This is a genomic window from Bradyrhizobium sp. NBAIM14 (assembly GCF_020193895.1).
GTDB classification, from domain to species: Bacteria; Pseudomonadota; Alphaproteobacteria; order Rhizobiales; family Xanthobacteraceae; genus Bradyrhizobium; species Bradyrhizobium yuanmingense.
This window is the reverse complement of sequence record NZ_JADYVQ010000001.1, coordinates 526,986-551,974: the sequence shown is the minus strand read 5'-3', so window position 1 is coordinate 551,974 and position 24,989 is coordinate 526,986. Positions and strand designations below refer to the sequence as shown.

General features: G+C 65.3%; 26 protein-coding genes. 19 read left to right on the top strand and 7 right to left on the bottom strand.

Annotated features, from left to right (window positions below; all coding sequences use genetic code 11):
• The first annotated feature begins 94 nt into the window (after positions 1-94).
• The 3 genes from I6F28_RS02515 (at position 95) to I6F28_RS37600 (ending at position 846) form a co-directional block, all read left to right on the top strand.
• Positions 95-256 (top strand): DUF2934 domain-containing protein, encoded by a 162-nt coding sequence (locus tag I6F28_RS02515; RefSeq protein ID WP_074447557.1) that lies wholly within the window; start codon positions 95-97, stop codon positions 254-256.
• A complete protein-coding gene (locus tag I6F28_RS02510) occupies positions 253-438 on the top strand; it encodes a hypothetical protein (protein ID WP_074447556.1) in 186 nt (61 codons plus the stop codon). The genes I6F28_RS02515 and I6F28_RS02510 overlap by 4 nt, the downstream gene beginning before the upstream one ends.
• Positions 439-567: 129 nt before the next feature.
• The gene (locus I6F28_RS37600; RefSeq protein ID WP_036006918.1) at positions 568-846 is read left to right on the top strand and encodes a DUF2934 domain-containing protein; all 279 of its coding nucleotides are present in this window, start codon (positions 568-570) and stop codon (positions 844-846) included.
• A gap of 286 nt (positions 847-1,132) precedes the next feature.
• Here the strand turns inward: I6F28_RS37600 and I6F28_RS02500 are convergent, their stop codons facing one another.
• Entirely contained in the window at positions 1,133-2,920 is a 1,788-nt protein-coding gene (locus tag I6F28_RS02500) for a peptide ABC transporter substrate-binding protein (RefSeq protein WP_225139206.1), read from the bottom strand.
• 333 nt (positions 2,921-3,253) lie between these two features.
• Here I6F28_RS02500 and I6F28_RS02495 point away from each other — a divergent pair, with 333 nt between their 5' ends.
• From I6F28_RS02495 to I6F28_RS02460, 8 genes are all read left to right on the top strand, one after another.
• Positions 3,254-4,036 (top strand): MetQ/NlpA family ABC transporter substrate-binding protein, encoded by a 783-nt coding sequence (locus I6F28_RS02495; protein ID WP_036027487.1) that lies wholly within the window; start codon positions 3,254-3,256, stop codon positions 4,034-4,036.
• Between the two features lie 162 nt (positions 4,037-4,198).
• Positions 4,199-5,236, top strand: coding sequence for a putative FMN-dependent luciferase-like monooxygenase (locus I6F28_RS02490; RefSeq protein WP_225139205.1), 1,038 nt, complete (start codon positions 4,199-4,201; stop codon positions 5,234-5,236).
• A 38-nt stretch (positions 5,237-5,274) separates the two neighbouring features.
• On the top strand, positions 5,275-5,874 hold the full coding sequence (locus I6F28_RS02485; protein ID WP_036006927.1) for a CMD domain protein: 600 nt from the start codon (positions 5,275-5,277) through the stop codon (positions 5,872-5,874).
• 11 nt (positions 5,875-5,885) lie between these two features.
• Positions 5,886-6,461: an alkylhydroperoxidase domain protein gene (locus I6F28_RS02480; protein WP_036006929.1), complete on the top strand. Its 576-nt coding sequence runs from the start codon at positions 5,886-5,888 to the stop codon at positions 6,459-6,461.
• A gap of 58 nt (positions 6,462-6,519) precedes the next feature.
• A complete protein-coding gene (locus I6F28_RS02475) occupies positions 6,520-7,677 on the top strand; it encodes an ABC transporter substrate-binding protein (RefSeq protein WP_225126183.1) in 1,158 nt (385 codons plus the stop codon).
• Between the two features lie 53 nt (positions 7,678-7,730).
• Positions 7,731-9,554, top strand: a complete 1,824-nt coding sequence (locus tag I6F28_RS02470) for an ABC transporter permease (protein ID WP_225126181.1) — start codon at positions 7,731-7,733, stop codon at positions 9,552-9,554.
• Entirely contained in the window at positions 9,554-10,402 is an 849-nt protein-coding gene (locus I6F28_RS02465) for an ABC transporter ATP-binding protein (protein ID WP_225126179.1), read from the top strand. Before I6F28_RS02470 ends, I6F28_RS02465 begins: the two co-directional genes overlap by 1 nt.
• On the top strand, positions 10,399-11,136 hold the full coding sequence (locus I6F28_RS02460; protein ID WP_036027461.1) for an ABC transporter ATP-binding protein: 738 nt from the start codon (positions 10,399-10,401) through the stop codon (positions 11,134-11,136). Before I6F28_RS02465 ends, I6F28_RS02460 begins: the two co-directional genes overlap by 4 nt.
• A 158-nt stretch (positions 11,137-11,294) precedes the next feature.
• On the opposite strand, the gene I6F28_RS02455 is transcribed toward I6F28_RS02460, so the two are convergent.
• Positions 11,295-12,809 carry a helicase HerA domain-containing protein gene (locus tag I6F28_RS02455; protein WP_225126177.1) on the bottom strand — a complete coding sequence of 505 codons (1,515 nt, stop codon included), beginning with the start codon at positions 12,807-12,809 and terminating at the stop codon, positions 11,295-11,297.
• A gap of 119 nt (positions 12,810-12,928) precedes the next feature.
• Here I6F28_RS02455 and I6F28_RS37425 point away from each other — a divergent pair, with 119 nt between their 5' ends.
• Both I6F28_RS37425 and I6F28_RS02450 read left to right on the top strand, forming a co-directional pair.
• Positions 12,929-13,054 (top strand): hypothetical protein, encoded by a 126-nt coding sequence (locus I6F28_RS37425; protein WP_275945379.1) that lies wholly within the window; start codon positions 12,929-12,931, stop codon positions 13,052-13,054.
• Positions 13,051-13,635, top strand: coding sequence for a LysE family translocator (locus I6F28_RS02450; protein ID WP_036027459.1), 585 nt, complete (start codon positions 13,051-13,053; stop codon positions 13,633-13,635). The genes I6F28_RS37425 and I6F28_RS02450 overlap by 4 nt, the downstream gene beginning before the upstream one ends.
• 22 nt (positions 13,636-13,657) lie before the next feature.
• Here I6F28_RS02450 and I6F28_RS02445 read toward each other — a convergent pair whose 3' ends face one another.
• From I6F28_RS02445 to I6F28_RS02425, 5 genes are all read right to left on the bottom strand, one after another.
• Complete coding sequence (locus I6F28_RS02445; RefSeq protein ID WP_225139204.1) at positions 13,658-14,722, bottom strand: ketopantoate reductase family protein; 1,065 nt, start codon at positions 14,720-14,722, stop codon at positions 13,658-13,660.
• Between the two features lie 1,023 nt (positions 14,723-15,745).
• Positions 15,746-16,381 carry a MarR family winged helix-turn-helix transcriptional regulator gene (locus I6F28_RS02440; protein ID WP_225139203.1) on the bottom strand — a complete coding sequence of 212 codons (636 nt, stop codon included), beginning with the start codon at positions 16,379-16,381 and terminating at the stop codon, positions 15,746-15,748.
• Positions 16,382-17,196: 815 nt separating this feature from the next.
• Positions 17,197-18,522: a flagellar protein export ATPase FliI gene (gene fliI / locus I6F28_RS02435; RefSeq protein ID WP_225139202.1), complete on the bottom strand. Its 1,326-nt coding sequence runs from the start codon at positions 18,520-18,522 to the stop codon at positions 17,197-17,199.
• A 40-nt stretch (positions 18,523-18,562) separates the two neighbouring features.
• Positions 18,563-19,291 (bottom strand): flagellar basal-body rod protein FlgF, encoded by a 729-nt coding sequence (gene flgF / locus I6F28_RS02430; RefSeq protein WP_225134438.1) that lies wholly within the window; start codon positions 19,289-19,291, stop codon positions 18,563-18,565.
• Between the two features lie 3 nt (positions 19,292-19,294).
• On the bottom strand, positions 19,295-20,083 hold the full coding sequence (locus I6F28_RS02425; protein WP_036006968.1) for a DUF1217 domain-containing protein: 789 nt from the start codon (positions 20,081-20,083) through the stop codon (positions 19,295-19,297).
• Positions 20,084-20,226: 143 nt separating this feature from the next.
• Here I6F28_RS02425 and motA point away from each other — a divergent pair, with 143 nt between their 5' ends.
• The 6 genes from motA (at position 20,227) to flhB (ending at position 24,949) form a co-directional block, all read left to right on the top strand.
• Entirely contained in the window at positions 20,227-21,123 is an 897-nt protein-coding gene (motA, locus tag I6F28_RS02420; protein ID WP_225139201.1) for a flagellar motor stator protein MotA, read from the top strand.
• On the top strand, positions 21,120-22,061 hold the full coding sequence (locus I6F28_RS02415) for a flagellar motor switch protein FliM (protein ID WP_036006973.1): 942 nt from the start codon (positions 21,120-21,122) through the stop codon (positions 22,059-22,061). The genes motA and I6F28_RS02415 overlap by 4 nt, the downstream gene beginning before the upstream one ends.
• Entirely contained in the window at positions 22,042-22,356 is a 315-nt protein-coding gene (locus I6F28_RS02410; RefSeq protein WP_036006976.1) for a hypothetical protein, read from the top strand. Before I6F28_RS02415 ends, I6F28_RS02410 begins: the two co-directional genes overlap by 20 nt.
• 76 nt (positions 22,357-22,432) lie before the next feature.
• On the top strand, positions 22,433-22,807 hold the full coding sequence (gene fliN, locus I6F28_RS02405) for a flagellar motor switch protein FliN (RefSeq protein ID WP_036006979.1): 375 nt from the start codon (positions 22,433-22,435) through the stop codon (positions 22,805-22,807).
• A 2-nt stretch (positions 22,808-22,809) separates the two neighbouring features.
• The gene (locus I6F28_RS02400) at positions 22,810-23,850 is read left to right on the top strand and encodes a flagellar motor switch protein FliG (RefSeq protein WP_036027431.1); all 1,041 of its coding nucleotides are present in this window, start codon (positions 22,810-22,812) and stop codon (positions 23,848-23,850) included.
• Between the two features lie 13 nt (positions 23,851-23,863).
• Positions 23,864-24,949 carry a flagellar biosynthesis protein FlhB gene (gene flhB, locus I6F28_RS02395; RefSeq protein WP_036006984.1) on the top strand — a complete coding sequence of 362 codons (1,086 nt, stop codon included), beginning with the start codon at positions 23,864-23,866 and terminating at the stop codon, positions 24,947-24,949.
• Positions 24,950-24,989: the final 40 nt, after the last annotated feature.

Genomic DNA, 24,989 nt, shown 5'->3' with positions numbered 1-24,989 from the left:
TCAGCATCGCCGCCGATCGCTGGCCTGCACGGCCCCGCCTCCAAGCCCCCCATACCCCCCTGGGTGGGGCCGTGCTTCCAAGCAGGAGGTGCAATTGTCCGAGCCGACCGAGCAAGAGATCAGAGAACGCGCGCACCAATTGTGGGAGCAGGCGGGCAAGCCCGAAGGGCGCGAGGAGGAATTTTGGCACGCGGCGGAGCAGGAGCTGCGCAACGAGGACAGGTCGAGCACGCTGCGGACGCCGGATACGCTGTGACCGACAAGACCTGCCCATTCTGCCAGGGTCTTGGATGGGTCTGCGAAAACCATCCGCTCCGGGTCTGGAGCGAGAAGCTCGGCGGCTGCCGCTGTGGCGAGGGCATGCCCTGCTCCTGCAACACGACCGAGGACCCTGAAATCAGGGTGGTGATCGTCGAAGCCGACACGACGTGGCACTAGCGGCGCCCAACCGATGCCTGCTCGGCTGGTCACTTCCGAAACGCTGCACCTCAGGGAACGGACCATCCCGGAAAGGAATTTAGTGTCCGCACGGCTCCGACAACAATTCTTTCCGCGGCAGTTTCGGTGGTGGACGAGCAGAAGAAGCTAGAGCACCAGATCGAACTCGCAACGCGAGCGGCCTCGCTCGTCAGGGATGAAACCACCGGACAACGCTTCAGGAGCTTCGCGGAGGAACTGAAACGAAAGCTGCTTCGCATAATGCGCCGTGGCAAGGTGCGCACACGCGCCTATGAGCTCTGGGAGCAGGCGGGACGGCCGAGCAATCGCGAGTTGGAGTTCTGGCTGGAAGCCGAACGTCAGATCGAAGATGAACGCGAGGAGCGAAAGAGCTCGGGCGCTTCATAGCGCCGGGCGGTATCTCCGTCCTCTGCGCGCGGACCGCAGGTGCCGGTCGCCCGAGCAAGAAAAAAGCCGCCGGGTTGTTCACCCTGGCGGCGTCACAAAGTCCATAGCTGTTGATGGTCTTCCCAGCCTCGTGCGTACCGCCGTTACCTTGTTTGCGGCCATGCCTGATCCTTGTAGGCGAGGTTGCGCGATTCCGCTGTGATCTGGAGCACACAGTGGACGGGATTCGGCATCGCGATCTGAATCCCGCGCTGCGCTGCAACCATCAGCGCGCTCACGAGCCCCCTCAGGTCCGGTACCACGCCGCCAGGTTCCACGTGATGGTGTCCCAGCCGGAGATGTCGATCATCAAATTGTTGGCGCCGGCGTTGACGACGTGGCGCGAGAGCAGCGGCAGGAACACGTTTGCCTCGCAGAAGATCTCGTCGACCTTCATCAGCAGCGCGGCGCGCTTGACCGGATCGAGCTCGTTCTGCGCGGCCTTGTAGGCTTTGTCGGCTTCGGGGTCGGAATAGCGCGAATTGTTGCGGCCGAGCCATTTGTTGTCTTTGGTGGCGATCTCCCAGGACACGCACTGGTTCAAGAGGCGCTCCGGATCGGGCTGCGGCTGCGTGGTGTTGTACATCTCCATGTCGGCATAGAATTTCGAGTAGGTGTCGGGATTGCCGACGTCGGATGAGAAGAACACGGAGGCGGTGACCGCCTTGATCTCGATGTCGATGCCGGCCTTCTGGCACGCCTGCTTGATGATGGCCTGCGTCTTCTGCCGCGGCGCGTTGGTCGAGGTCTGGAATACGTATCTGAGCTTCTTGCCGTCCTTCTCCCGGATGCCGTCCGCGCCCTTGGTCCAGCCGGCCTCGTCGAGGATCTTGTTGGCCTTGTCGATGTCGAACTCGTATTTCAGCTTGGGCGACTTGAACTGCTTGGGCGCGTTGACGAAGCTCGCGGTGGCGATGGCGCCGCGTCCGTAGATGAACTTCTGGATCGAATCGCGGTCGATCAGGAAGTTGATCGCGCGGCGAACGGCGGGATCGGACAGCGTCGGATGCTTGGTCTTGACGCTCGAGCGCTCGCCGTCGACCTCGGTCCAGGGGTCTGTCGTGTTGAGGATGATGAACTCGACATTGCCTGAAGGCGTGATCTCGAGCTTGCCCTTGCCGCCGGCCTCCATGCGCTTGAGGACCTCCTCCTCCACCTGCATGTTCCAGGCGAAGTCGTACTCGCCGGTCTGCAGCACGGCGCGCGCCGCGGACACCGCGTCGCCGCCACCCTTGATCTCGACCATGTCGAAATGCGGCTGGTTCTTGATGTGATAGTCGGGATTGCGCTCGGCGCGGATCATATCGCCGGGCTTGAACTCGACGAATTTGTACGGGCCGGTGCCGACCGGCTTCAGATTGCCCGGCGCTTCGCGCGACTTGGCCCCGACATACTCGCCGAAATGATGCTTCGGCAGGATCATCCCGACCGAGCCGACGAACGGATCCGCCCAGAACGGCGTCGGCGCCCGGAAGATCACCTTGACAGCGTGGTCGTCGATCTTCTCGACCTTGATGTCCTTGTAGGAGCCCGTGGTGTAGGCCGCGGTGGCGAGATCCGCGGCGTATTGCCAGGTGAAGACGACGTCGTCGGCGGTGAAGGGCTTGCCGTCATGCCAGGTCACGCCCCGCTTCAGCTTCCAGATTACGCTCATGCCGTCGGCCGCAAGGCCGCCGTTCGCCTTGGTCGGCGCCTCGGCGGCGAGGCAGGGAATGAGGTTGCCCTCCTTGTCCCAGCCGGCGAGCGGCTCGAAGAAGATGCGCGAGGCGATCTGGTCCTTGGTGCCGAGCGCGAAATGCGGATTGAGCAGGGTGGGCGCCTGCCAGAGCAGCATCTTGAGCGTGCCGCCGCCGCCGGCCTTGGCCGGCTTGTACGGCAGCGTGGCGTCAGCCATCGCGACGTCGTGCCAGACCAGGATCTGGCTCGCGATCGGCGCCGCGATTCCGACCGCGGCCATTGTCCTGATGAATGAGCGCCGCGACAGCGTGCCTTGCTTCACCTCTGCGACCAGATTGCGGATTTCGTTCTCGTTCATTGGATGATCCCCACTTCGTCGCCACCGGCTCAGTGCGCGCTAACTCAGCACGTCGGGCGTGGTGGAGTCAAAGAGAAGGACGCCGGCCCGGCTGCGGATGGAACGAAAGTGTAATCCGGGATTCTTGCCACGAGCGGCAGCAGCCCTGCTTGCGCGGCGCTTCATCCGGGTTACGCGCGCGCACTTTGTCGCACTCTGCATTCGTTTTCCGTTTGCGGCCGAATGGAGAAAGGCTGGCCCCGAGCCGCGGACAATATGGATTTCCATTTCATTGATTTCGCACCGCAGAAAAGGGAATACGGGTCCGTTGCCGCAAGACCTAAGGAGACCAAGATGCCGTTTCGCCTTCCCCTGATTCTCTCTGCCGTGCTGGCCGCATGGTCCGCCGCAGCCGCGGCCGAGACCATCAAGATCGGCGTGACGCCGGGGCCGCATGCGCAGATCCTCGAAGCGGTGAAGCCGATCGCCGCCAAGCAGGGCCTCGACATCCAGCTCCTGGAGTTCTCCGATTACGTGGTGCCGAACGCCGCGCTCGATGCCGGCGAGATCCAGGCCAATTCGTTTCAGAACCAGCCTTACCTGGACAACCAGAAGGCCGACCGCGGCTACAAGATCGAATCCGTCGGCCTGACCGTGAACTTCCCGATCGGCGTCTATTCGAAGAAGCACAAGGCCTTCGGCGATATCCCCGCGGGCGGCAAGGTCTCGATCCCGAACGATCCGACCAATGGCGGCCGCGTGCTGCTGCTGCTGCGCGACAAGGGCGTGATCAAGCTGAAGGACGGCACCGGCTTCAAGCCGACCGTGCTCGACATCACCGACAATCCCAAGAAGCTGAAGTTCATCGAGGTCGACGCGGCGCAGGCCCCGCGCGCGCTCGACGACGTCGATGCCGCCGCGATCAACACCAACTATGCAACCCAGGCGGGCCTCGATCCGGTCAAGGATCCGATCCTGCGCGAGGACCCGAAGGGGCCCTATGTCAACCTGATCGCGGTGCGCAGCGCCGACAAGGACAAGCCTTGGGTCAAGATCCTCGTGGACAGTTACCACACGCCTGAGGTCAAGGAGTTCGTCCTGACCAAGTTCAAGGGCGCGGTGCTGCCGAGCTGGTAGGCAATCTGCCCGCCCAGAGTCCACATTAGGGCGATCCGGCGGGCAGCCCTGCGTATGGGGCTTGCGTATGTGCCTTGCGTATGTGCCCTGCGCAATGCCCCGCTTGTCGGGAGCTGCGGCAACCGACATCATCGGGGCCCATCCTCGCCCGACAGGGATCGTATGAAACGCTTTGCCAACCTGAAACGCCTGGGCTTCTTCACGCGGCTGCTCGACGAGGCGCCGGCGGCGGACCGCTATCGCTTCGCCGCCGAGCAGATCGTGCGCGCCGAGAAGGCCGGGCTCGATTCCGCGTGGATCGCTCAGCATCATTTCCATGAGCGCGAGGGCGGCCTGCCGTCGCCCTTCACGTTCCTGGGTTATGTCGCCGCGCAGACCTCGCGCATCCGCCTCGGCACCGGCATCGTCACGCTGCCGCTGGAGAACGCAGTGCGGGTGGCGGAGGACGCCGCGGTGCTCGATCTCCTTTGCAACGGCCGCTTCGAGCTCGGCGTCGGCACCGGCGGCAACCCGTCCGCCTTCGCCGCCTTCGGCCTCGACAGCGCCCAGCGCAATGAGATTTTCAGCCGCAATCTGGATATCGTCCGCAACGCCCTGACCGGCAAGCCGCTCGATGGCGGCGACACGCTCTATCCGCAGCGGCCGCAACTGGATAAGCGCATCTGGCAGGCGACATTCTCCGTTGCTGGCGGCGCCCGCGCCGGCAAGGCCGGCGACGGCCTCCTGCTCTCGCGCACGCAGCCACGGGCCAAGGACGCGCCGAACGCGACGCTCGCCGAGATCCAGAACCCGATCATCGATGCCTATCTCGCCGCGCTGCCGCCGGGCTGCGAGCCGCGCATCATGGCCTCGCGCAGCATCTTCGTTGCCGACGACCATCGCGAGGCGCTGCGGCTTGCCGATATCGGACTGCGCCGCGCGCTGCCGCAATTCATGAAGGGCGGACATCCCCCTCCGGGCGAGACGCTGGAGGAGATGATCACCGCGTTCGACACCCATGTCGGCGATGCCGACCACGTCATTGCCTCGCTCCGCACCGACGCCACGCTGGAACGGGTGACCGATCTCGTCTTCCAGGTGCATTCGGTCGATGCGCCGCATCCTGACGTCCTGCGCTCGATCGAGCTCGTCGCCGACCAGGTCGCCCCAGTGCTGGGCTGGACCCGGACGGCCGCCAAAGACATTGCCCTCGCAGGTTAGCCGGAATGAACGAAAAACGCGTTGCACGAGGCTGAATAATGGGAACGCAAGACATCATCGACACGCTCGCCGGCATCGAGCCCGGCTCCACGCTCGACGCCATCCGCGCGCGCCGCCTGCAGGCGCGCGAGAATGCGCAGAAGAGCTATCTCGCTTTGTTCGAGCCGATCGAGGCCGGCGATTTTTCGCTTGCCGAGCGCGCGGTGGTCGCGGCCTTCGTGACCGGGCTCCATGGCGAGTCCCCCGTCGCCGCCTTCTATCGCGACAAGCTTGCCGCGACTGCGGATGGCGCGCCTCTGCTCGATGCGATCAACGCCGAGATCGAGCGCGGCAAGACCTCCGGCCCATACGGCGCCTATCCGGCCGGTCCGTTGTCGATCGAGAACAAGGCCGGCTTGATCTATCGCGTCAGCGCGGAGCGCAAGCCTGTCCTCGGCGCCAGGCTGGTCGCAGCATTGGAGCACGCGCATCTGCTTCTCTTCCACCCGCGCGATGCCGCGTCCGCCGACATGAAGGCGCTACTGGCTGCCGGCTGGTCATCCACCGGCATCGTCACGTTGTCCCAGCTCGTTGCGTTCCTGTCGTTCCAGGTGCGCGTCGTCAGCGGCCTGCGCACGCTCGCCGCGGCAAGCGCGTAGGAGGCCCAATCATGAGCACCGTCAATCCGCCCGTCGTCTTCACCCAGGACGAGCTCGGCTGGGTCTCGTGGATCGACCCGCTGCCCGAGGCCGAGCTGACCGAGCGGCACTACGCCGGCCTCGTCGACCGCGCCCGCGCCAAGTCGGAATACTTTCGTCTTTTGGTGCGCGATCCCGAAGTGCTGGAAGCCCGCACCAAGACCGACAAGGACATCTTCTACAACGTCGCCGACGGCCTGCCGCGCGCCGAGCGCGAGCTCGCCGCTGCCGCGACCTCGCGCTACAACGGCTGCATCTATTGCGCCTCCGTGCATGCGCGCTTCGCCAGCACCTATTCCAAACGGCGCGACGACGTCCAGCGCCTGCTCGACGAGGGCGTTGGGGCCGATCTCGGCGAGCGCTGGAATGCGGTGGTCAAGGCCTCGGTGGCGTTGGCCGCAACGCCGATCGCATTCGGGCCTGACAATATCGCCGAGCTGCGCCGCGCCGGTCTCGACGACGCCGAGATCGTCGACGTCATCAACGGCGCCTCGTTCTTCAACTGGGCGAATCGGCTGATGCTGTCGCTCGGCGAGCCCTCGAAATAGGCAATCTTACCGGCACGAGAATTGCTGCTGTATCAACATTGAATGGATGGAGCCGTGAATGAGCAACATCGATCGCCGTACCCTGGTCAAAGGCTCGCTCGCCGCCATGATGGCTGGCACAGCCTTCTCGCGCGCCGCACTGGCGCAATCCGCCGAGCCGATCCTGCTCGGCGTCAGCGGCCCCCTCACGGGACCGAACGCGCAATATGGCGCGCAGTGGAAGCAGGGCTTTGATCTCGCGCTCGACGAGATTCACGCCGCCGGCGGCATCAACGGCCGCAAGCTCGCCTACCAGTTCGAGGACAGCCAGAGCGATCCGCGCCAGTCGGTCGCGATCGCCCAGAAATTCGTCTCCGATCCCCGCATCGTCATGGAGCTCGGCGATTTCTCCAGTCCCGCCTCGATGGCGGCCTCCCCGATCTATCAGCGCGGCGGCCTGGTGCAGTTCGGCTTCACCAATTCGCACCCCGACTTCACCAAGGGCGGTGACTTCATGTGGAGCACGTCCGTGAGCCAGGCCGACGAGCAGCCGCTACTGGCGTCCTACGCCGTCAGGCGGCTCGGCCTGAAGAAGCTTGCGGTGCTGCACCTCAACACCGATTGGGGCCGTACCAGCCGCGACCATTTCGTCAAGGCGGCCAAGGAATACGGCGCCGAGGTCGCGATCACCGAGGGCTACATCGCCGAGGAACGCGACTTCCGCTCCACCTTGGTGCGCGTGCGCGACGCCAGCCCGGACGGGCTGATCCTGATCTCCTATTATTCCGACGGCGCGCTGATCGCGCGCCAGGCCCGCCAGGTCGGCCTGAAGCAGACGATCTGCGCGGCCAGCTCGGTGTACTCGCCGAAATTCCTGGAGCTCGGGGGCGAGGCGGTCGAGGACGTCCATCTCGGCACGCGCTATTTCCCGCAAGATCCGCGGCCCGAGGTGAGGAAGTTCATCGACGGCTTCAAGGCCAAGTACAACGGGCAGGAGCCCGACGCCTTCAATGCATACTCCTATGACGCGATGAACATGGCCGCTGCCGTGGTGAAGATCGGCGGCACCGACCGCCGCGCCATCCGCGATGCCTTCGCCAAGGTGAAGGACGTCTCCAGCGTCATCTTCGGTCAGGCCACGTTCGACGTCGAGAGCCGCCGCGTCAAGGGCGCCATGAACGCCGAACTCGTCGTGCGCAAGGGCCAGTTCGCGCTCTGGGACGGCAAGCCGACCTGATGTGATGGCCGAAGCGATCGCTCCGGCCGCTTCTCCCTGATTAGGAATGCTGCGTGTCCTCCTGGCTCGACCACACCATCAACGGGCTGATCGTCGGCAATGTCTACGCGCTCGTTGCAGTCGGGCTCGCGCTGATCTTCGGCGTCAGCCGGCTGATCAACTTCGCGCAAGGCTCGATCTATCTGGTCGGCGCCTATATCGGCTGGATCGCGGTGGTGCAACTGCACACGCCGCTGCCTCTCACCATCATCGTGGTCGCCGTGGCCGCGGCGATCGTCGGTCTGATCATCGAGCGATTCGGTCTACGGCCGCTGCAAAACTCGGTGCGCATCGCGCCGCTGCTCGCGACCATCGGCATCAGCTTCGTGCTCGATCAACTGGTGATGCTGATCTTCTCGCCCAATCCGCGCGCGCTGCCGAGCCAGTTGCCCGATGTCCGCTTCCAGGTCGGTGGCGGGACGATCGGGCCGCTTGATCTGCTCATTGCCGGCGTCGGCCTCACCAGTGCGCTGCTGCTGTTCGTGTTCCTGCGTTACACCAAGCTCGGCTGGGCCGTGCGTGCCACGGCACAGGACCGCGACGCCGCCATGCAGATGGGCGTCGACGTCAACCGGGTCAATCAGGCCGTGTTCGGTATCGCGGCGGCGCTCGGCGGCGTCTCCGGCATGCTGGTCGGCATGTACTACAACCAGATCGACACGGCGATGAGCCTTCAGGCGACGCTCAAGGGCGTCGTCGCGGAAGTCGTCGGCGGTGCCGGCAACGTGCCGGGCGCGGTGATCGGCAGCCTGCTGCTGGGCCTCGTCGAGAGCTACGGCGTCGCCGTGCTCGGCACCAGCTACCGCAATTTGTTCGCGTTCCTGCTGCTCGTCGTCGTGCTCGTGCTGCGGCCGAACGGCCTGTTCGTCAGCGCACGGCAGGCGCCGCCCGAGCCGCTCACCGGCACGTTCATCGCGCCGAGCCGCCCGGTGAATATTCCGCGCTGGGCGCTGTTGGTCGCTGTTGCCGGCTTTGCGATCCTGCCGCTGTTCCCGGTGTCCTTCTACGTGCTCCAGACCCTGGTCAATGCCTGGTTGCTCGGCATGCTCGGGCTCAGCCTGACGCTGGTTGCGGGCACGATGGGGCAGGTGTCGCTCGGTCATGCCGCGCTGCTTGCGATCGGCGCCTACACCTCCGCATTGCTGTCGCTGGTGCTGGCCGTTCCGGCCGGACTTGCGGTCATCGGCGGTGGCCTGATGAGCGCCGCGCTCGGCACGCTCCTGATCTCGCCGTCCTTCCGCCTGCGCGGGCATTACGTGTCGATCGCGACGCTCGCGATCGGCGAGATCGTGGCGCTGGTGATCCTGAACTGGGAGAGCGTGACGCGCGGCCCGATCGGCATCTCCGGCATTCCGCCGCTGTCGCTGTTCGGCTATGACCTGATCAGCCCGACCTCGGTCTATTGGTTCAGCCTTGCGGTGATGGTCGTGCTGGCGCTGCTGCAGGGACGGCTGCTTACCTCGCATCTCGGCCGCAGCTTTCGCGCCATCCGCGACGACGACATCGCCGCGCGCGCCTATGGCCTCAGCCTGAACCGCTACAAGTCGATCGCCTTCATCTTCGGCGGCTTCGCCGCCGGCGTCAGCGGCGGCATCGCCGCGCATCTCTATTCCTACATCAACCACGAGACCTTCAACACGCAGCAATCCATCCTGGCGCTGACCGTCGTGATCCTCGGCGGCCTCGGCAACGTCGTCGGCGCGATCGTCGGGTCGGTCGCGCTGGTCGGCCTGCCCGAGGTGTTCCGGATCGCGGCCGAGTACCGCATCCTGATCTACGGCATCGTTCTCTTGCTTCTGGTGCGGTTCAGGCCGCAGGGCCTGTTGGGAACGGTCTGATGGAGAAGCAGCTTCACGCCATGCTGTCCCTGCGCGGCCTGACGCGCCGTTTCGGCGGCCTCACCGCGGTCGATACGATCGACCTCGACCTTGCCAGGGGCGAGCTGATCAGCATCATCGGCCCGAACGGCGCCGGCAAGACAACGCTGTTCAATCTCGTCACCGGGCTGGACCGGCCCGATGCCGGCGCAGTCAGCTTCGAAGGGCAGGACGTCACCGGCCTGTCGCCGGAGCGGCTCGCGGCCGAAGGCATCGCGCGCACCTTCCAGCTCGGCCGCGTGTTCGGCAATCTCAGCGTCATGGACAATGTCCTGATCGGCGCGCACACGCGGCTGCGCGCCGTGAAGCCGACCGTGCCGGTGATCGGCCCGCTGCTGGAATTGGGTCTGGCCCTGCTGCGTCCCTCGCGCGTCAGGGCCGAGGAGGAGCGGCTGCGCGAGGAGGTGAAGGCCATCCTCGCGCGTTTCGGCGAACGGCTGCTGCCGCGCATCGACCAGCCCGCCTATAGTCTGTCTTACGCCAACCGCCGCCGCGTCGAGATCGCGCGTGCGCTCGCGCTGAAGCCGCGGCTGCTGCTGCTCGACGAGCCCACCGCCGGCATGAACCCGACCGAGACCGCGGAGATGCAGGGGCTCGTCGCCGAATTGAAAGCCGAAGGGCTGACCATCCTGCTGATCGAGCACAAGCTGGAGATGGTGATGCGCCTGTCCGACCGCGTCATCGTCATGGACGAGGGCAAGAAGATCGCGGAAGGGCCGGGCGAGCAGGTGCGGAGCGATCCCAAGGTGATCGAGGCCTATCTCGGCCACGGACTGTCAGGGACGACGGAGCAGGAGAGCGCGGCATGACGAGCGCACCCGAAGCACTGCTGGCTTTGTCTGATGTCAACACCTTCTACGGTCAGGCCCAGGTGCATTTCGACCTGTCGATCACGGTCGCGCGCGGCCACATTGTCTGCCTGCTCGGCGGCAACGCGAGCGGCAAGTCGACCACGATGAAGATCATCTTAGGGTTGGTGAAGCCGCGCTCGGGCGAGGTGACGTTCGACGGCGCTTCGCTGATCGGGCTCTCCACGCCGCAGATCGTCCGCCGCGGCATCGGCTCCGTGCCGGAGGCGCGGCGGCTGTTCGCCGACATGAGCGTGCGCGAGAACATCCTGATGGGCGCCTTCGTGCGCAATGACCGCGACGCCATCGCGCAGGATCTCGACAGGATGCTGACGCTGTTCCCGAAGCTCGGCCAGCGGCTGTCGCAGCGCGCCGGCTCGCTGTCCGGCGGCGAGCAGCAGATGGTGGCGATGGCGCGCGCGCTGATGAGCCGCCCGCGCATGATCGTGATGGACGAGCCGACCATGGGCCTGTCGCCGCTTTATGTTGATCGCGTGCTGGAGCTGATCCGCAGCATCAACCAGGCGGGCGTCTCGGTTTTCATGGTCGAGCAGAACGCCAGCCTCGCGCTCGAGATCGCGCACGAGGCCTATGTGCTGCAGACCGGCAAGATCGTGCTGTCTGGCCCCGCGCGCGCGCTGAAAGACGACCCCCGCATCCGCGACGCCTATCTCGGCGGCTCCGAGGCGGCCTGACGCAGTGCGCTGACCTCTCCGCGTCATGGCCGGGCATAGCCGTCCGAAGGACGGCGTCGCTTGCGCTCGCCTATGACCCGGCCATCCACGTCTTGCCTCCCGGCACGAAGAACGTGGATGCCCGGGACAAGCCCGGGCATGACGACCTCCATCCCGTGTCAAGCCGACGCCGCGCTCGCGACCTGCTCCGCCGGCTGATCATCGCCGTTGGGATCGCCCGGCGCGGTCGCCCAGGCGAGCTCCACCAGCGTCACGATCCGGCGGCCGCCGCCGTCGAGCTGGACGACGATCAGGCCCTGCTCCTCCATGTAGCCGAGCAGGCGCTGCGCGCGGCGCAGCGAGTGCGAGCCGTAGGCACGGGCGATCGCGGCATCGCCGGGGCAGGGCCAGCCTTCCTTCGCCGCGCGCGCGATCATCATGAACACGCCCTGCATGTCGTCGGGCAGGATCGAGGCGCGCAGCGCCACGTCCTGCCAGGCGTCGTCTTCGGTGAGATCCGTCCCGAGCCCGGCGCGCGCATGCGTCAGCATGCGACGGAATTCGTTGAGATCGGGCACCGCCGCCCCTAACCCCTCGATGCGGCAGCGAACCACGAACTCCTGATAGAGCACGCCGATGGCGCGGAAGCCGGCGTCGGGCTCGGCCATCACGGCACGCAGCGTGCGATCCACGCGATCGCGCCGCTCGGCGAGCTCTTCGGCACTGACGGGAGCCTCGACCACTTCGACCCGAATCTCCGGCACCGCGGCGGCCTTCGCCGCGCGAAGCTGCTCGAGCAGATCCGGAGCCGGCCGTCGCTGCGGCCGGCTGGCATCGGGCGGCGGTGCGGCGAGGATGACCGCGCGGGCATCTTCAAGCGTGGCTTCCGGCAGCGGCATCAGCCGCGGTGTCGAATTGCGCGGGCTGGTCTCGGTCGGGCCGATGTTGAGGCGCAGCGGCCGGCGCGACAACGCAGGTCCCAGCGCCATGAACTGACCGCGCTCGAGATCGCGGAAGGCTTCCGCCTGCCGCCGCTCCATGCCGAGCAGGTCGGCGGCGCGGGCCATGTCGATGTCGAGGAAGGTCCGCCCCATCAGGAAGTTCGAGGCTTCGGCCGCGACGTTCTTGGCGAGCTTGGCCAGGCGCTGGGTTGCGATGATGCCGGCAAGCCCGCGCTTGCGGCCGCGGCACATCAGATTGGTCATGGCGGCGAGCGAGAGCTTGCGTGCTTCGTCCGAGACTTCGCCCGCCACCGCCGGCGCAAACAACTGCGCTTCGTCGACGACGACGAGCATCGGGTACCAATGATCGCGGTCGACGTCGAACATCCCGCCAAGGAACGCAGCCGCGCGCCGCATCTGGTTCTCGGCGTCGAGACCTTCGAGATTGAGCACGGTGGAGACGCGATGCAGCCGTGCGCGCTCGCCCGCGACCTGGAGGCCGCGCTCGGTGTGATCCTCGGCCTCGATCACCAGATGGCCGAAGCGCTCGGCCAGCGTGACGAAGTCGCCCTCGGGATCGATGATGGCCTGCTGCACCCAGGGGGCGCTCTGTTCCAGCAGCCGCCGCAAGAGATGCGACTTGCCGGAGCCCGAATTGCCCTGCACCAGGAGACGGGTCGCCAGCAGTTCCTCGAGGTCCATGGCGGCCGCGGCGCCTGCCGTGGTCTGCCCCATCTCGATCGCAACCGTCATGTCCCCGACTCAAAGTCCCGTCATTCGCGGACAGCGGCTTATCAATCCAGCCGCGGCGCGTCGAGCGCTCCAGCGCGAATCAGATGGTGTTGCCCACGCCAAAACCGGAAAGCTCCGCCGTGCGCGGCAGGAACCCGGTGCCGAACGGCGCCGGCTCGGGGAAGATGGTGCAGACCGCCATCGCTCGGCCCGAAATGACGCAGATCAAGATCGACGGGCCCGAGACCTGCTATCCGGCCGTATGACCTTTCTGACCTTCTTCACGGCGACCTATTTCCTGCTGGCGGTGCCGGGGCCGACCAACACCCTGCTGGCGACATCGGGGGCCGGAGCGGGCATCTCGCGCTCCCTTCATCTGCTTGCGGCGGAACTGTGCGGCTATCTGCTGGCGATCGCGGTGCTGCGGCTGGCGCTCGGTCCGGTCATCAGCGACATCCCGATTGCGGCGCTGCTGCTCCGCGTCGCCGTGACCATCTACATCCTGTGCCTCGCGGTCATGCTCTGGCGCGTCAATACGCGCGAGCTGCGCGACGGCGCTGCGGTGACGTTCGGCCAGGTGCTGCTGACGACGCTGCTCAACCCGAAAGCACTGGTCTTCGCGTTCCTGCTGCTGCCGCTTGGGGCCGGGCCGCTCGAACTGCTGCCGTGGCTCGGCGTGATCGTGCTGCAGATTCTCACCGCCGGCGCCGCGTGGATCATTCTCGGCGCAACGCTCGGCCGCGGCGCCCGTCGCCTCGGGCGCCCTGACCTCGTCACGCGCACCGGCGCGGTTACGCTGGTCGCCGTGACCGGCCTGATCTGGCTGCAATCCTTCCTGGTTGCCTGAGCGGACCTCGGTGGGAGCGGCGCTACTGCGCGCCGGAGCCGCCCTGCACGATCTTCTCGTTCAGCTTCTGGTCCACGGTGTCGACGGTGCGGTCGATCTCGGCGTTGGGCACGCCGAGCTGATGCGAGATCAGCTTCACCAGCAGGTCGACGCGTTCGATGAAGGGCGCACCGCTCGCGACCGCGCGCGCCGCCGATGACGGCTTGAGCAGGCTCTCCGCGGCCTTGGCGTACTTCGCGAACGGCACCTGGTCCTGCGGATCGGCGCCGAGGCGGCGGGCGATCGCATCGACATGGTCGTAGATCGTCTGCGAACGATTGAGATCGCCGTGCACGGCGTCGCGGATCGACTGCGGCTCGTTCGGCGTGATGCAGCGGTAATTGCCGGTCAGCAGCATCGACCATTTCGCCAGCGGCACGAACAGGGAATCGAACACTTTCAGCTTCACCGGCACGTCGTGGCCGTCGAGCGTCACCGCGTCGATGTCGGCCTCCAGCTCGCGCAGCAGCTTGTTGTGCTTCTCGTCGGCGAAGACCGACGCCTTGAAGTTGGTGGGCAGGCCGACATGCAGCACGTTGGCGGCCTCTTCCGGCGGCCGGAAGGCCTGCGGGTCGGGCGAGCACAGCGTCACCAGCCCGGGCTCAAACCGCTCCCACACCTGCGCATTGGTGTAGGCCTCCTCGAGATCCATGTCGGCGAGTGCCGTAATCCGCTTCAGATAGGGCAGGGGCGGCATGTTCATGATCGACAGGCACGGCAGCTTCGCCGCGGCAATCTTGACCATGAGGACGCGCACCGTGTGGTTGGTGTATTGCGGCTCCTGCATCGCGAGGCCGACCAGATCGTAGCGGGAGAGGTCGACATTGGCCGGCGTCACCGCGTCGAGCTTGCCAGGGAGGTTGCGGGAGAAGATCGCCCGGTGCACCGCCTCGTCGCGTAGCTTAATGCGCACCTCGGTACCGTCGCGGTTGATCAGCTCCGCGGTCTTTGCGCGGCAGACCAGGGTCACGTTGTGCCCGGCCATCAGCAGCTTCGTGCCCAGCAGGGAGCCGTAAGAAGCCCCAAGAATCAATATGTTGCGCGCCATGCTCCGTCCCCTGGAAATCTGTGTGATTTTTCCGGCCCCGGCCGTTCCGCGGGGCAGTTGAGGGCATGTAAAGCGAAGCGCAGGGGAATGGCAACTGGGATAATGCATACAAGGGTGCGTCTGGTCCCCGCGGGTTCGAGGGCCAGCCTGGCGGCCTGTTTCGGTCTCGTGTCAACACAGTGAAGCAAAGATATTCTTCTTTACCGAAATTCGGATTTGTCGTATGTGTCGGTCATCCCGGCTCAATCTCGAGGGGCGATCATGAGGTCGTCATTGTCGCGAGCCGGGCTTGCGGTGGACGCGGCAGCGTCGGGCGCGAAAGGTGCGGGCAGGGAGGGTAGTCCCCGGTGAGCTCGCGGCCGCGCGCGGACGAACGGCGCTGCTAGGTTTCGTCTCGTCTGTAAGTTTCCGGCGCTGTCGACGGTGTCAGGGAATACTGCGGGCGAAATGGCGGGCCGTGCGTACGGCAAAACCGTGTGGTCCTGGCTGTCGTTGCTACGGTCAAGCTCTCGCGAATGCGGCATTGGCGTCAACCGGCGCGGTGCCGGTGACTTTTGCGAGGGTGAGGGAGGCCAGAAGGAACTCGGCTCCCGGGAGAGCACGGCATAAGCCGTCCGGCCATCGCGCAGGGAAGGCCGAGTGATTGGCACCACCTGTATGCTGCTGTGCGGTTTTCTGCGTGTGCGTTTTGCGCAGCGGACCGCGGGTGCGATGTCAGCACCCGGTCTTCCCTGCGCCCTCTTGCCGATGAGGGCGGCGAGACGAAGCAAAGCTCGGGCGAAATCAGTCGCGAGAATGAATATGCACGTCTGCGACCACACACTCGCTGTCATCGCCCGGCTTGACCGGGCGATCCAGTACTCCGAGACGACAGTTGTTCAATGCAGAGGCCGCGGCGTACTGGATTCCCCGCCTTCGCGGGGAATGACAGCCGTCACTCGGAGAGCGAGCTATCGCCTCATACTCCGTCATTGCTTCGCTTCGCTCGCAATGACGTTGATGGAGCGCCGCTTCTTGGCGGCCTCAGCCCTGGCTCGCCATGCGCTCGCGGTCGAGATGCTGCTCGATCTTGGGGCGGTCACGCGTGCGCTCGAAGCTGGTGCAGAGCAGCTCGGTCTCCTCGAGCGAGATCGGAGCACGATAGAGCCGGCACATGAATTCGGCGTTTCCACGCCCCTTGCCGGTGCCCGGCCCGCGCTCTGCGAGAAACATGCAGTCCCGGCAGATGCTCGCTTCGAGCCGTTGATGGGCAGCATCGAGGTGATTGAGGATCTCGCGGAGAGAGTCGCGCAGCCTGATGCACTCCTCGGTCCCGAGCGACGTCACCGCGTTGACCACGTGATTGATCGGGTCGTGCTGGCTCAGGCATTTCTCGCCCTGCGGCGTGACGTGCAGGACGACGGAACGCTTGTCCTCATGCGACGGCTTTCGCACCAGGAACGACTTGCTCTCCAGAGTCTTCACGATCTGCGACGCCGTCGCGCGTGTGGCGCCGATGAAGCCGGCCAGTGCGGACGGCGTGCGCGAAAACCTGTTGGCGCGCCCGAGAAAGCGCAGCGCTATCCATTCCCGATCGCGCAATCCATGCTGATTGCCTTCGAAATACCAAGCCCGCGCCGCCTGAACCAGCAGCTCGACGGCTTCCCGCGCCAATGGCATGAATCTACCTCGTCCCCGGAACTTCGTCTGCGGCGTCCCGAAGCCGCTTTGCGCCCTGAGTGTCAGACGAGCATGCCCTGTCGAACTCTCGCACAATGGCGCGGATCGCACCGCGCCCGACCTCGGCCGAGGAGCGTTGCATCGTCCGCAGCGAGAAGCCGTATCGCTGATGGCATGCCAACGGCGTGGTCGTCGCGCGGGAGCTCGGGTTGCCGTCGCCGGCAAACGGTGGATCGGAGTGGCTCAACCGAAGCCCCCAAAGTTCAAGTCACAAGCAGACGTTTCTTATACTCAACCAAAACGATGGATGAGCTTCTCAACAAAATCAAGTAGAGACCCTCTCACAGGCTGGATGTCGTGGCAGGCGAATGTAACGTTCAAGGGCAATCTCGTTGTTCGGGACACATGATGGTGAACGCAATACATGGCGCGGCGAGTAATATGCACTCGATATTGTGAGAGTTTGATTGCACGCGCGTTGTTGTCTTGCGTTGATGCAAACTGATCGAAGCTTGTGCATCACGATGACGTTTGGCGGCACGTCATCCACAACTTGTGCGTTCTGCCGCGGAATCGTCGAGGGAACTCATTGGAATTGCACGCGGCGGTTGTTCCCGTCGTGCTTGCAGAATAGACTCTTCGATCGCTTGCACAGCGCTTGCCAGCTCGTGCACACCGCGAACGGCGAATTCGCTCACGACGAAAATGGGTGAGCCGGTGTGCACGCGCATGCGCTGGAAGCGTAGCGACATGCGCAATCTCTTGTCGAAAACCACGGGCAGGGCGGACGGCAGGCGCCTCACCCTCTCCACCCGTCAGTCGCCCTTGAGCATGTCCCGAAGCTCGCGGAACGGATCGGCGCTCGGCGGCGCCGACGCGCCCTGTCGCATCGCGTTGTAGATTCGCGGAACCATCTCGACCGCCTGGTCGAGGCCCGAATCACGTCCCGGCTGATAACCGCCCATCAGGCGAAGGTCGCGCGTGTCCTCGTATTTCGCGATCATGGCGCGCAGCTTGCTCACCAATTCGCGCTCCTCGGGGTCCCAGACGTTGTGGGCGAGGCGGGAGACCGAGGCCAGAACATCGACGGCCGGATAGCGCGCCTGGTCGGCGATGTGCCTTGAGAGCACGATGTGCCCATCGAGCGTGCCGCGGATGGTGTCGGCGATCGGCTCGTTGTGATCGTCGCCGTCGACCAGCACGGAGAAGATCCCGGTGATGGTGCCGGATCCCTCCTCGCCCGGACCGGCGCGCTCGAGCAGGCGCGGCAGATCGGTGAAGACCGTCGGCGCGTAGCCGCGCGCCACCGCGGGCTCGCCGGCGGCGAGCGCGACCTCGCGGGCGGCGTGGGCAAAACGGGTGATCGAATCCACCATCAGCAGGACCGATTCGCCGCGGTCGCGGAAATATTCGGCCACCGCCATCGCCGTCTTCGGCGCCAGTCGCCGCATCATCGGGCTTTCGTCGCCCGTCGAGACGATTGTGACAGCGCGATGACGGTCGTTGCCCAGCACGTCCTCGATGAACTCGCGCACCTCGCGGCCGCGCTCGCCGACCAGGGCCAGCACGACCGTATCGAAGCCCTGGCTGCGGGCGAGCATCGCGAGCAGCGTCGATTTGCCGACGCCCGATCCGGCAAAGATGCCGACGCGCTGGCCGGCGCAGACCGGCGCGAACAGGTCGATGACGCGTACGCCGGTGCGCAGCGGCTTGTGCACGCGCGCACGCTTCATGGCCGACGGCGCCTCCGCCTCCGTCGAGACCGCCTGCGACCCTTGCGTGAGCGGCCCCTGTCCGTCCAGCGGCGCGCCGAGGGCGTTGATGACGCGGCCCTTCCAGCTCGGATCGGGCGCGAAGGACAGCGGCGGCATCCGGTAGGCCGCCGAGCCGAGCCCGCCGCCAAATTGCCGGTCGAACGGCTTGGCGATGATGCCCTCGCTGTCGATCCGCACCACCTCGCCGATCTGGCGCTTACCGCCGCAATCGACGCCGATGAGCTCGCCGAGCCTGACGAAGCGCGACAGGCCGGAGACGCGGAAATGCGTCGGCGCGATCTCGGAGATCGCGCCACTGACGCTTGCCAGGGGAGTGCTCTGCTGAAGCTCCAGCAGCGCCCACTCGAGTTGCCGAAGAGCGTTCAAGGAAACCGTCCAACCTCATCCTGCGCGCTTGGCGCGCAATCTACTTGCCGGGTTCGCCGAGGGTCCGGATCGCGTTCTGCAGCGAGCTCTCGGTGCCCTCGATCATCGAGTTGGTGCCATCGAAAGCGCGCGAGGCCGAGATCAGCCGCGTCAGTTCGAGCATCGGATTGGCGCCGGAGCCTTCGACATAGCCCTGCTTGAAGCCGTCCCGGGAGAAGTCCGCGATGGCGGTCGCAGGCCGGTCGGGCGTCACGCCTGAATTGCCGTAGCGTTCGAGATTGGCGTCGGCCGGAATGCTGAACAGGCCGATGGTGCCGATCTCGTTGTTGTCCTGGATGATCGCGCCGCTGCGCGCGATCGAGATCGGTCCGCCGTTCGGGTCGAGCGTGATCTGCGCGCCCCCGGAATCGACGATCGGAAAGCCGCTCACGGTCTGAAGATCGCCGTTGGGGGCGATCTGGAGCCGGCCGTCGCGCGTGTAGACCGTGCCGTTCGGACCGGCGAAGGCGATCCAGCCCTGGCCGACCACGGCGACGTCCAGCGGGTTGCCGCTCTCGGTAATGTTTCCCATCTCGCGCGAGATGACGTTGTCGCCGGGCGAGGAGAACGCCACCGGCGTCGGACCGGCCTTGGACAGCACGGTCTCGAACTTCACCACGTCGGTGCGGAACGCGGCCGTGTTGACGTTGGCGACGTTGTTGGCGATCGTCTGGAGGCGCTTTTCGAGGGCGACCTGCGCCGACAATCCCACATAGAGAGCCGATTGCATGACTTACCTGTTGAACTTGATGTTCTGAAGCGTCGTGAGCACGTTGGTATCCATGCTGACCGACGTCGCGGCGCCGGCGATCAGGACCAGCGCGGGATTGGTCGAGCTGTCGTTCCGGGCCTGGGTCGCATCCCACATCGCCGCAAAGCGCTGCACGAACTTGGTCACCTTGGCCGGATCCTGGAAGTCGGTGAGCTTGATCTTGTCCGCGATCATCTTGGCCTGGGCGTCGATGTTCGCCGCGCTGATCGTCGAAGGCAGGCCGAGCGCGGTCTGCACCACCTGCGTCAGCGCCTTGTCGGCCAGGATCTGGTAGGCGGTCGTGATCGTGGAAGCCTTGCGGGTGAAATACAGCGCCAAACGCAGGCCTTCGTTCTGATCGCCGGCCTTCTCCTCCATCGTCTGCGTGACGTACTGGGTCGCGGTGCCGGTCGTGGCCGCGGCGGTCTGGGTCGCCTTGTCGCCGAGTGCGGCGAAATTGAAGGCGGTCGCGAATTGCCGGTAGCGGGTGTCGGTCAGCTTGTTGGCGAAGGCGTCCTTGCTCGTGACCCCCTCGGTCAGCACCTTGCGCATGAACGCCTTGGCGTAGGTCATGTCGCTGAGGCCATAGGCCTTCATCGCATAGGAATAGAGACGATAGTCCTTCAGGAAATCGTCGATAGTCTTCACTTTGCCGATATGGCCGAGGAAATAGTCGGTGTCGCGGCTGACGTCCGGCTGCTTCGCGACCTGCGTCAGCGACTTGCCCATGTCTTTGGTCAGCCTGGTGTAGTCCGCGATGGTGGATAGCATGACACGCGCCCCTCTGGCCGCAGGTCGCGACCCCGCTTCAAGCTGCCGCCAATTGCTTGCGCGGGGCTGGCGACCTCGAAGCCAGCTTCGCGCAAGCGTCGCCGACTAGGTATTCCAGGTGGGATCGGCGATGGAGCGGCGCGTTGGGCAGTTTCGTGGGGATTTTCATCACGGTAGCGGCGCTGCTCGGCGGCTTTGCCGCCATGGGCGGGCACCTGGCCGTGCTCATGCAGCCGTGGGAGTTCGTGATCATCATGGGAACCGCGGTCGGGACCTTCATCGTGGCCAATCCATGGAAGACGGTGGTGGACACGGGCGTCGCCTGTATGCAGGCCATCACCGGCGCGGTGCCCGGCCAGCGCTACTACCTTGACTTGCTCGGCGCGCTCCACGCTCTGATGCGCGAGCTGCGTGGCAAGGGGCGCAACGAAGTCGAGGCGCATATCGACGATCCCGCCTCCTCCGAAATCTTCAAGGCGTTCCCCAGCGTGCTCGAAGATCCCTCGCTGCTCCAGTTCATCTGCGACTATGTCCGCCTGATCATCATGGGCAATGCGCGCACGCACGAGATCGAGGCGCTGATGGACGAGGAGATCCATACCATCGTGAAAGGCAAGCTGGCGCCCTATCATGCGCTGGTGACGGTGTCCGAGGCGCTGCCGGCGCTCGGCATCGTCGCCGCCGTGCTTGGCGTCATCAAGGCGATGGGCGCGCTCGACCAGTCTCCGAAGCTATTGGGCGGCTTTATCGGTGCAGCCCTGGTAGGCACCTTCGCAGGCATCTTCCTGTCCTATGGCGTGCTTTCGCCCTTCGCGATCAAGATCAAGATGACGCGCGAGAAGAAGTGTCGGCCCTACATCATCGTCAAGCAGACGCTGCTGGCATTCATGAACGGTGCCATGCCGCAGATCGCCGTCGAGCACGGCCGCAAGATGATCTCCAGCAGCGAGCGTCCCTCGATCGACGTCGTCGAAAACGAGACGATCGCAGGTCCCAAGCCCGTCGCTGCCGACGCTGAACCCAAGGCGGCGCGCGCATGATGATGGAAGACGCAGAAGTCGACCAGCGCAAGCAGCTGCCGAACTACCTGCTGGACGCTGCCGGCATATCGATCGAGCGTATGCCGATGCTCAATGTGATCTTCGATCGCATGGCGGCATCGTGCACCGACAGCCTGCAGCCGATGGCCGGAACGCCCTGCTATTTCTCGGTCAACGGCATCACCAACGATCCGCTCGGCGACATCATCAAGGACTACGAGGGCAACGCGGTCGCGGCCGTGCTCTATGCCGAGCAGTGGGATTCGCGCGTCATTATCATGCTCGACCGCGACTTCGTATTCACGATGGTCGAGGCGATGTTCGGCTCTGACGGAGCGGAACCGCCGCTTGACGTCGAACGGACGTTCTCGAACATTGAGATACGGCTGGTCCAGGCGCTGTTCGAGCGGTTCGCCAAGGCGCTGCAAGGCGCCTTCGCCGGAACGTCCAACGTCACCTTCCGCGTCGAGCGTGTCGAGACCGCGATGGCGTCGCTGGCGATCGGACGCGCCAGCAACATGTCGATCTGCGCGAACATGATGGTGCAGGCACTCTACCGCGGCGGTCAGATGTTCCTGATCATTCCGCACTCCGCGCTCAACCCGCTGCGTCAGAAGCTCGCTCACGTGGTCGTCAGCGACGGTCGCGCCGCCGACCCACGCTGGCGCGAACAGATGGAAAGCGAGGTGCAGCGGACCGAGGTGACCCTCAGCGCCGTCCTCGACGAGAAGATGGTGACGCTCGGCGACGTCGTGAAGTTCGAGGTCGGGCAGGTGCTCGAGCTCGAGGCCACGCCGCGCACGCTGGCCCGTCTCGAAAGCAACAATCAGGTGTTGTTCTGGTGTCAGATCGGCCAGCTCGACGGCTATTACGCCATGCAGGTGGCAGATCCCGTCGATCAGAAGCGGGAGTTCGTCGATGATATCCTATCTCGTTGATATCGTGCTGCTGGTTGCGCTCGCCTTCACCAGCCTGCGGGTGACCAGGATGCATCGCGAGCTGGCGCGGCTGCGCAGCTATCAGGGCGAATTCTCAACCATCATGCACGAGACCGCGGGTGCCTTCGACACGGTCATCACCGCGGCGCACGATTCCACGGCGAATCTCGGACGCCTCGCCAACGTGCTGAGCACGAAGATCGACCAGGCTCACGAGGCGATCGCAGCGCTCGATGCGCGCAGCGGGCTCGCACCCGCGGCGACGGCCGCGACCGCCGAGCTGAACAAGCACTGAATGCCGGCACCGGCAGAGCAATACGGCCGGAACGCCACGGCGCTCCGGCAGCGGAAGTACCAAGAGGCGATACCATATGGCGCAATCATTCGACTACGAGTCTGCACCTGCATCGGCTGAGACCGAGACGTCACCGCTGGAACGCCTGGCCGAGATCGCCCAGCGCACGGCCGAGGAGACCGGCAAGTTCGCCAATGTCGACGCCATCTTGCGCATTCCCGTCACCATGCAGGTGGTGCTGGGATCGGCGACCATTCCGGTGGCGAACCTGATGAAGCTCGGACGCGGCGCGGTGGTTCCGCTCGATCACCGGGTCGGGGAGCCCGTCGACGTCGTCGTCAACGGTCGCATCGTCGCCCGCGGCGAGGTGGTCGTCGTCGAAGAGGACAATTCCCGCTTCGGCGTCTCACTCACGGAGATCGTCGGACCGCTGGGGCAGGGTGATACCTGACCATGGCGGCACCGGTCGGCATCGCTCCCGTCAAGCAGCGAGGCGTTACCACGCTGGGCGGCACGGAAAAGGTCGCCGCGCTCCTGCTGGCCATGGGCCGGCAGGCGGCGGCGAGCGTGCTTCAGCAGTTCGAGCCGCAGGAGATCCGCATCGTCACCAAGGCGGCGGCGGAGCTGCGGCCGATCACCGCGCAGGAGCTCGAGGGGATCGTCGAGGAGTTCGCCCAGCAGTTCTCGATGGGCGCGAACATTCTCGGCACCCTCGGTGGCCTGGAAGCGGTGCTCGGCGACGTGCTTCCGGCCGATCAGGTTTCGGCGATCATGACGGACCTACTCGGCAATTCGAGCCGCTCTGTGTGGGACCGCGTCTCGTCGGTGTCGGAAAATTCGCTGGCCACCTACCTGTCCAAGGAGCATCCGCAGACCGCGGCGCTCATCCTGTCCAAAGTCAAGCCGTCCTGCGCCGCCAAGGTCATGAGCCAGCTGCCGTCGAGTCTGCGCAACGAGTTGATGCGGCGCGTGCTCAGCCTCAAGCCGATCGTTGATGACGCGATGAAGGTCCTCGAGAAGACGCTGCACGAAGATCTGACGCTGAATTTCGCCCGCAACCTCGGCGCCGACACCTACGCCCGCGTCGCCGACATCATCAACAAGATGGAGCGCGGCCACATCGAGGACATCCTGAAGAGCCTGTCGGAGAAGCGTCCGAAGTCGGCCGAGGTGCTAAAGGAGCTGTTGTTCACCTTCGACGACGTCATCAACCTGGCGCCGAAGGCGCGCACCATGATCTTCGACCAGGTTCCGACCGACCGCATCGTGGTCGCACTGAAGGGCACCGACAAGCATTTCCGCGAGGTGATCCTGTCCGCGGTCGCCTCGCGCGTCCGCCGCGTCGTCGAGGCCGAGCTCGCGATCGGCGAGCCGTCGAACCAGCGCGACGTGCTCGAGGCGCGCCGTGTGATCACCGACCTTGCACTCGACCTCGCGGAGAAGGGCGAAATCGAGCTCAACCCCGAGCAGGAGGATGGGCTGGTCTTCCGCTGACCGCTGAACGGGCATGGCAGAAACATCCGATCAGGAGAGCAAGACAGAAGAGCCGACCGAGAAGAAAGTCCGCGATGCGCTCGAACAGGGCAAGATTCCGGTCTCTCGGGAGGCCTCCATTTTCGCCTCGATGGCCGCGCTGATGGTGATCCAGGCATTCCTGATCGGCCAGGGCGTGCAGCAATTGACGCCGACGCTGAAGAGCCTGCTCGACGATCCCGAGGGCTTCCCGCTCTCGACCGGTGCGGACGCGCAGAACCTGCTCACCGTGGTCGGCCTGCAGGCGCTGCGGTTCCTGGTGCCCTTGGTGGTCATCCTGGTGGTGTTCGGGCTCGCGGCCTCGCTGCTGCAAAACGCGCCGCGCCTGGTGCTCGAGCGGATCAAGCCTGACTTGTCGCGAATCTCTCCCGTCAGCGGCTGGAAGCGGTTGTTCGGGACGCAGGGCCTGATCGAGTTCGCCAAGTCGCTGTTCAAGCTCGCCGCGGTGACCGCCGTGGTCGCCTTCGTGCTGCGCTCATCCGAAGCAAGGGCCTTCGAGGCCATGTACACCGACCCGGTCGCGCTGCCGGAGATGATCCTCAACATCGCGATGCGCATCGTCTCGGCGATCTGCATCGCCACCATCGTGCTGGTGGCGATCGATCTCGCCTGGGCGCGCTTCCACTGGCGGCGCGAGCTGCGCATGACCAAGCAGGAGATCAAGGACGAGCACAAGCAGGCGGAAGGCGATCCCCTGATCAAGGCGCGCTTGCGCTCGCTGGCGCGCGACCGGTCGCGCCAACGCATGATCGCCTCGGCCTCGCGCGCGACGCTGGTGATTGCCAATCCGACGCACTTCGCGATCGCGCTGCGCTACAAGCGCGAGGAAAACGCCGCGCCGCTGGTCGTGGCCAAGGGCATGGACGTGATCGCGCTGAAGATCCGCGAGATTGCCGAGCAGAACCGAATCCCCGTCATCGAAAACAAGGCGCTGGCGCGCGCGCTCTACGAGGCAGTCCAGGTCGATCAGGTGATTCCGGCGGAATTCTTCCGGCCCGTTGCCGAGATCATCTACTTCCTCCAATCCAAGCAGGCGCCGCGGCCCGAGAACGTCCGATAGATTTCCGAGGATGGTGCTTCGCGCAACAGCTTGACGAAAG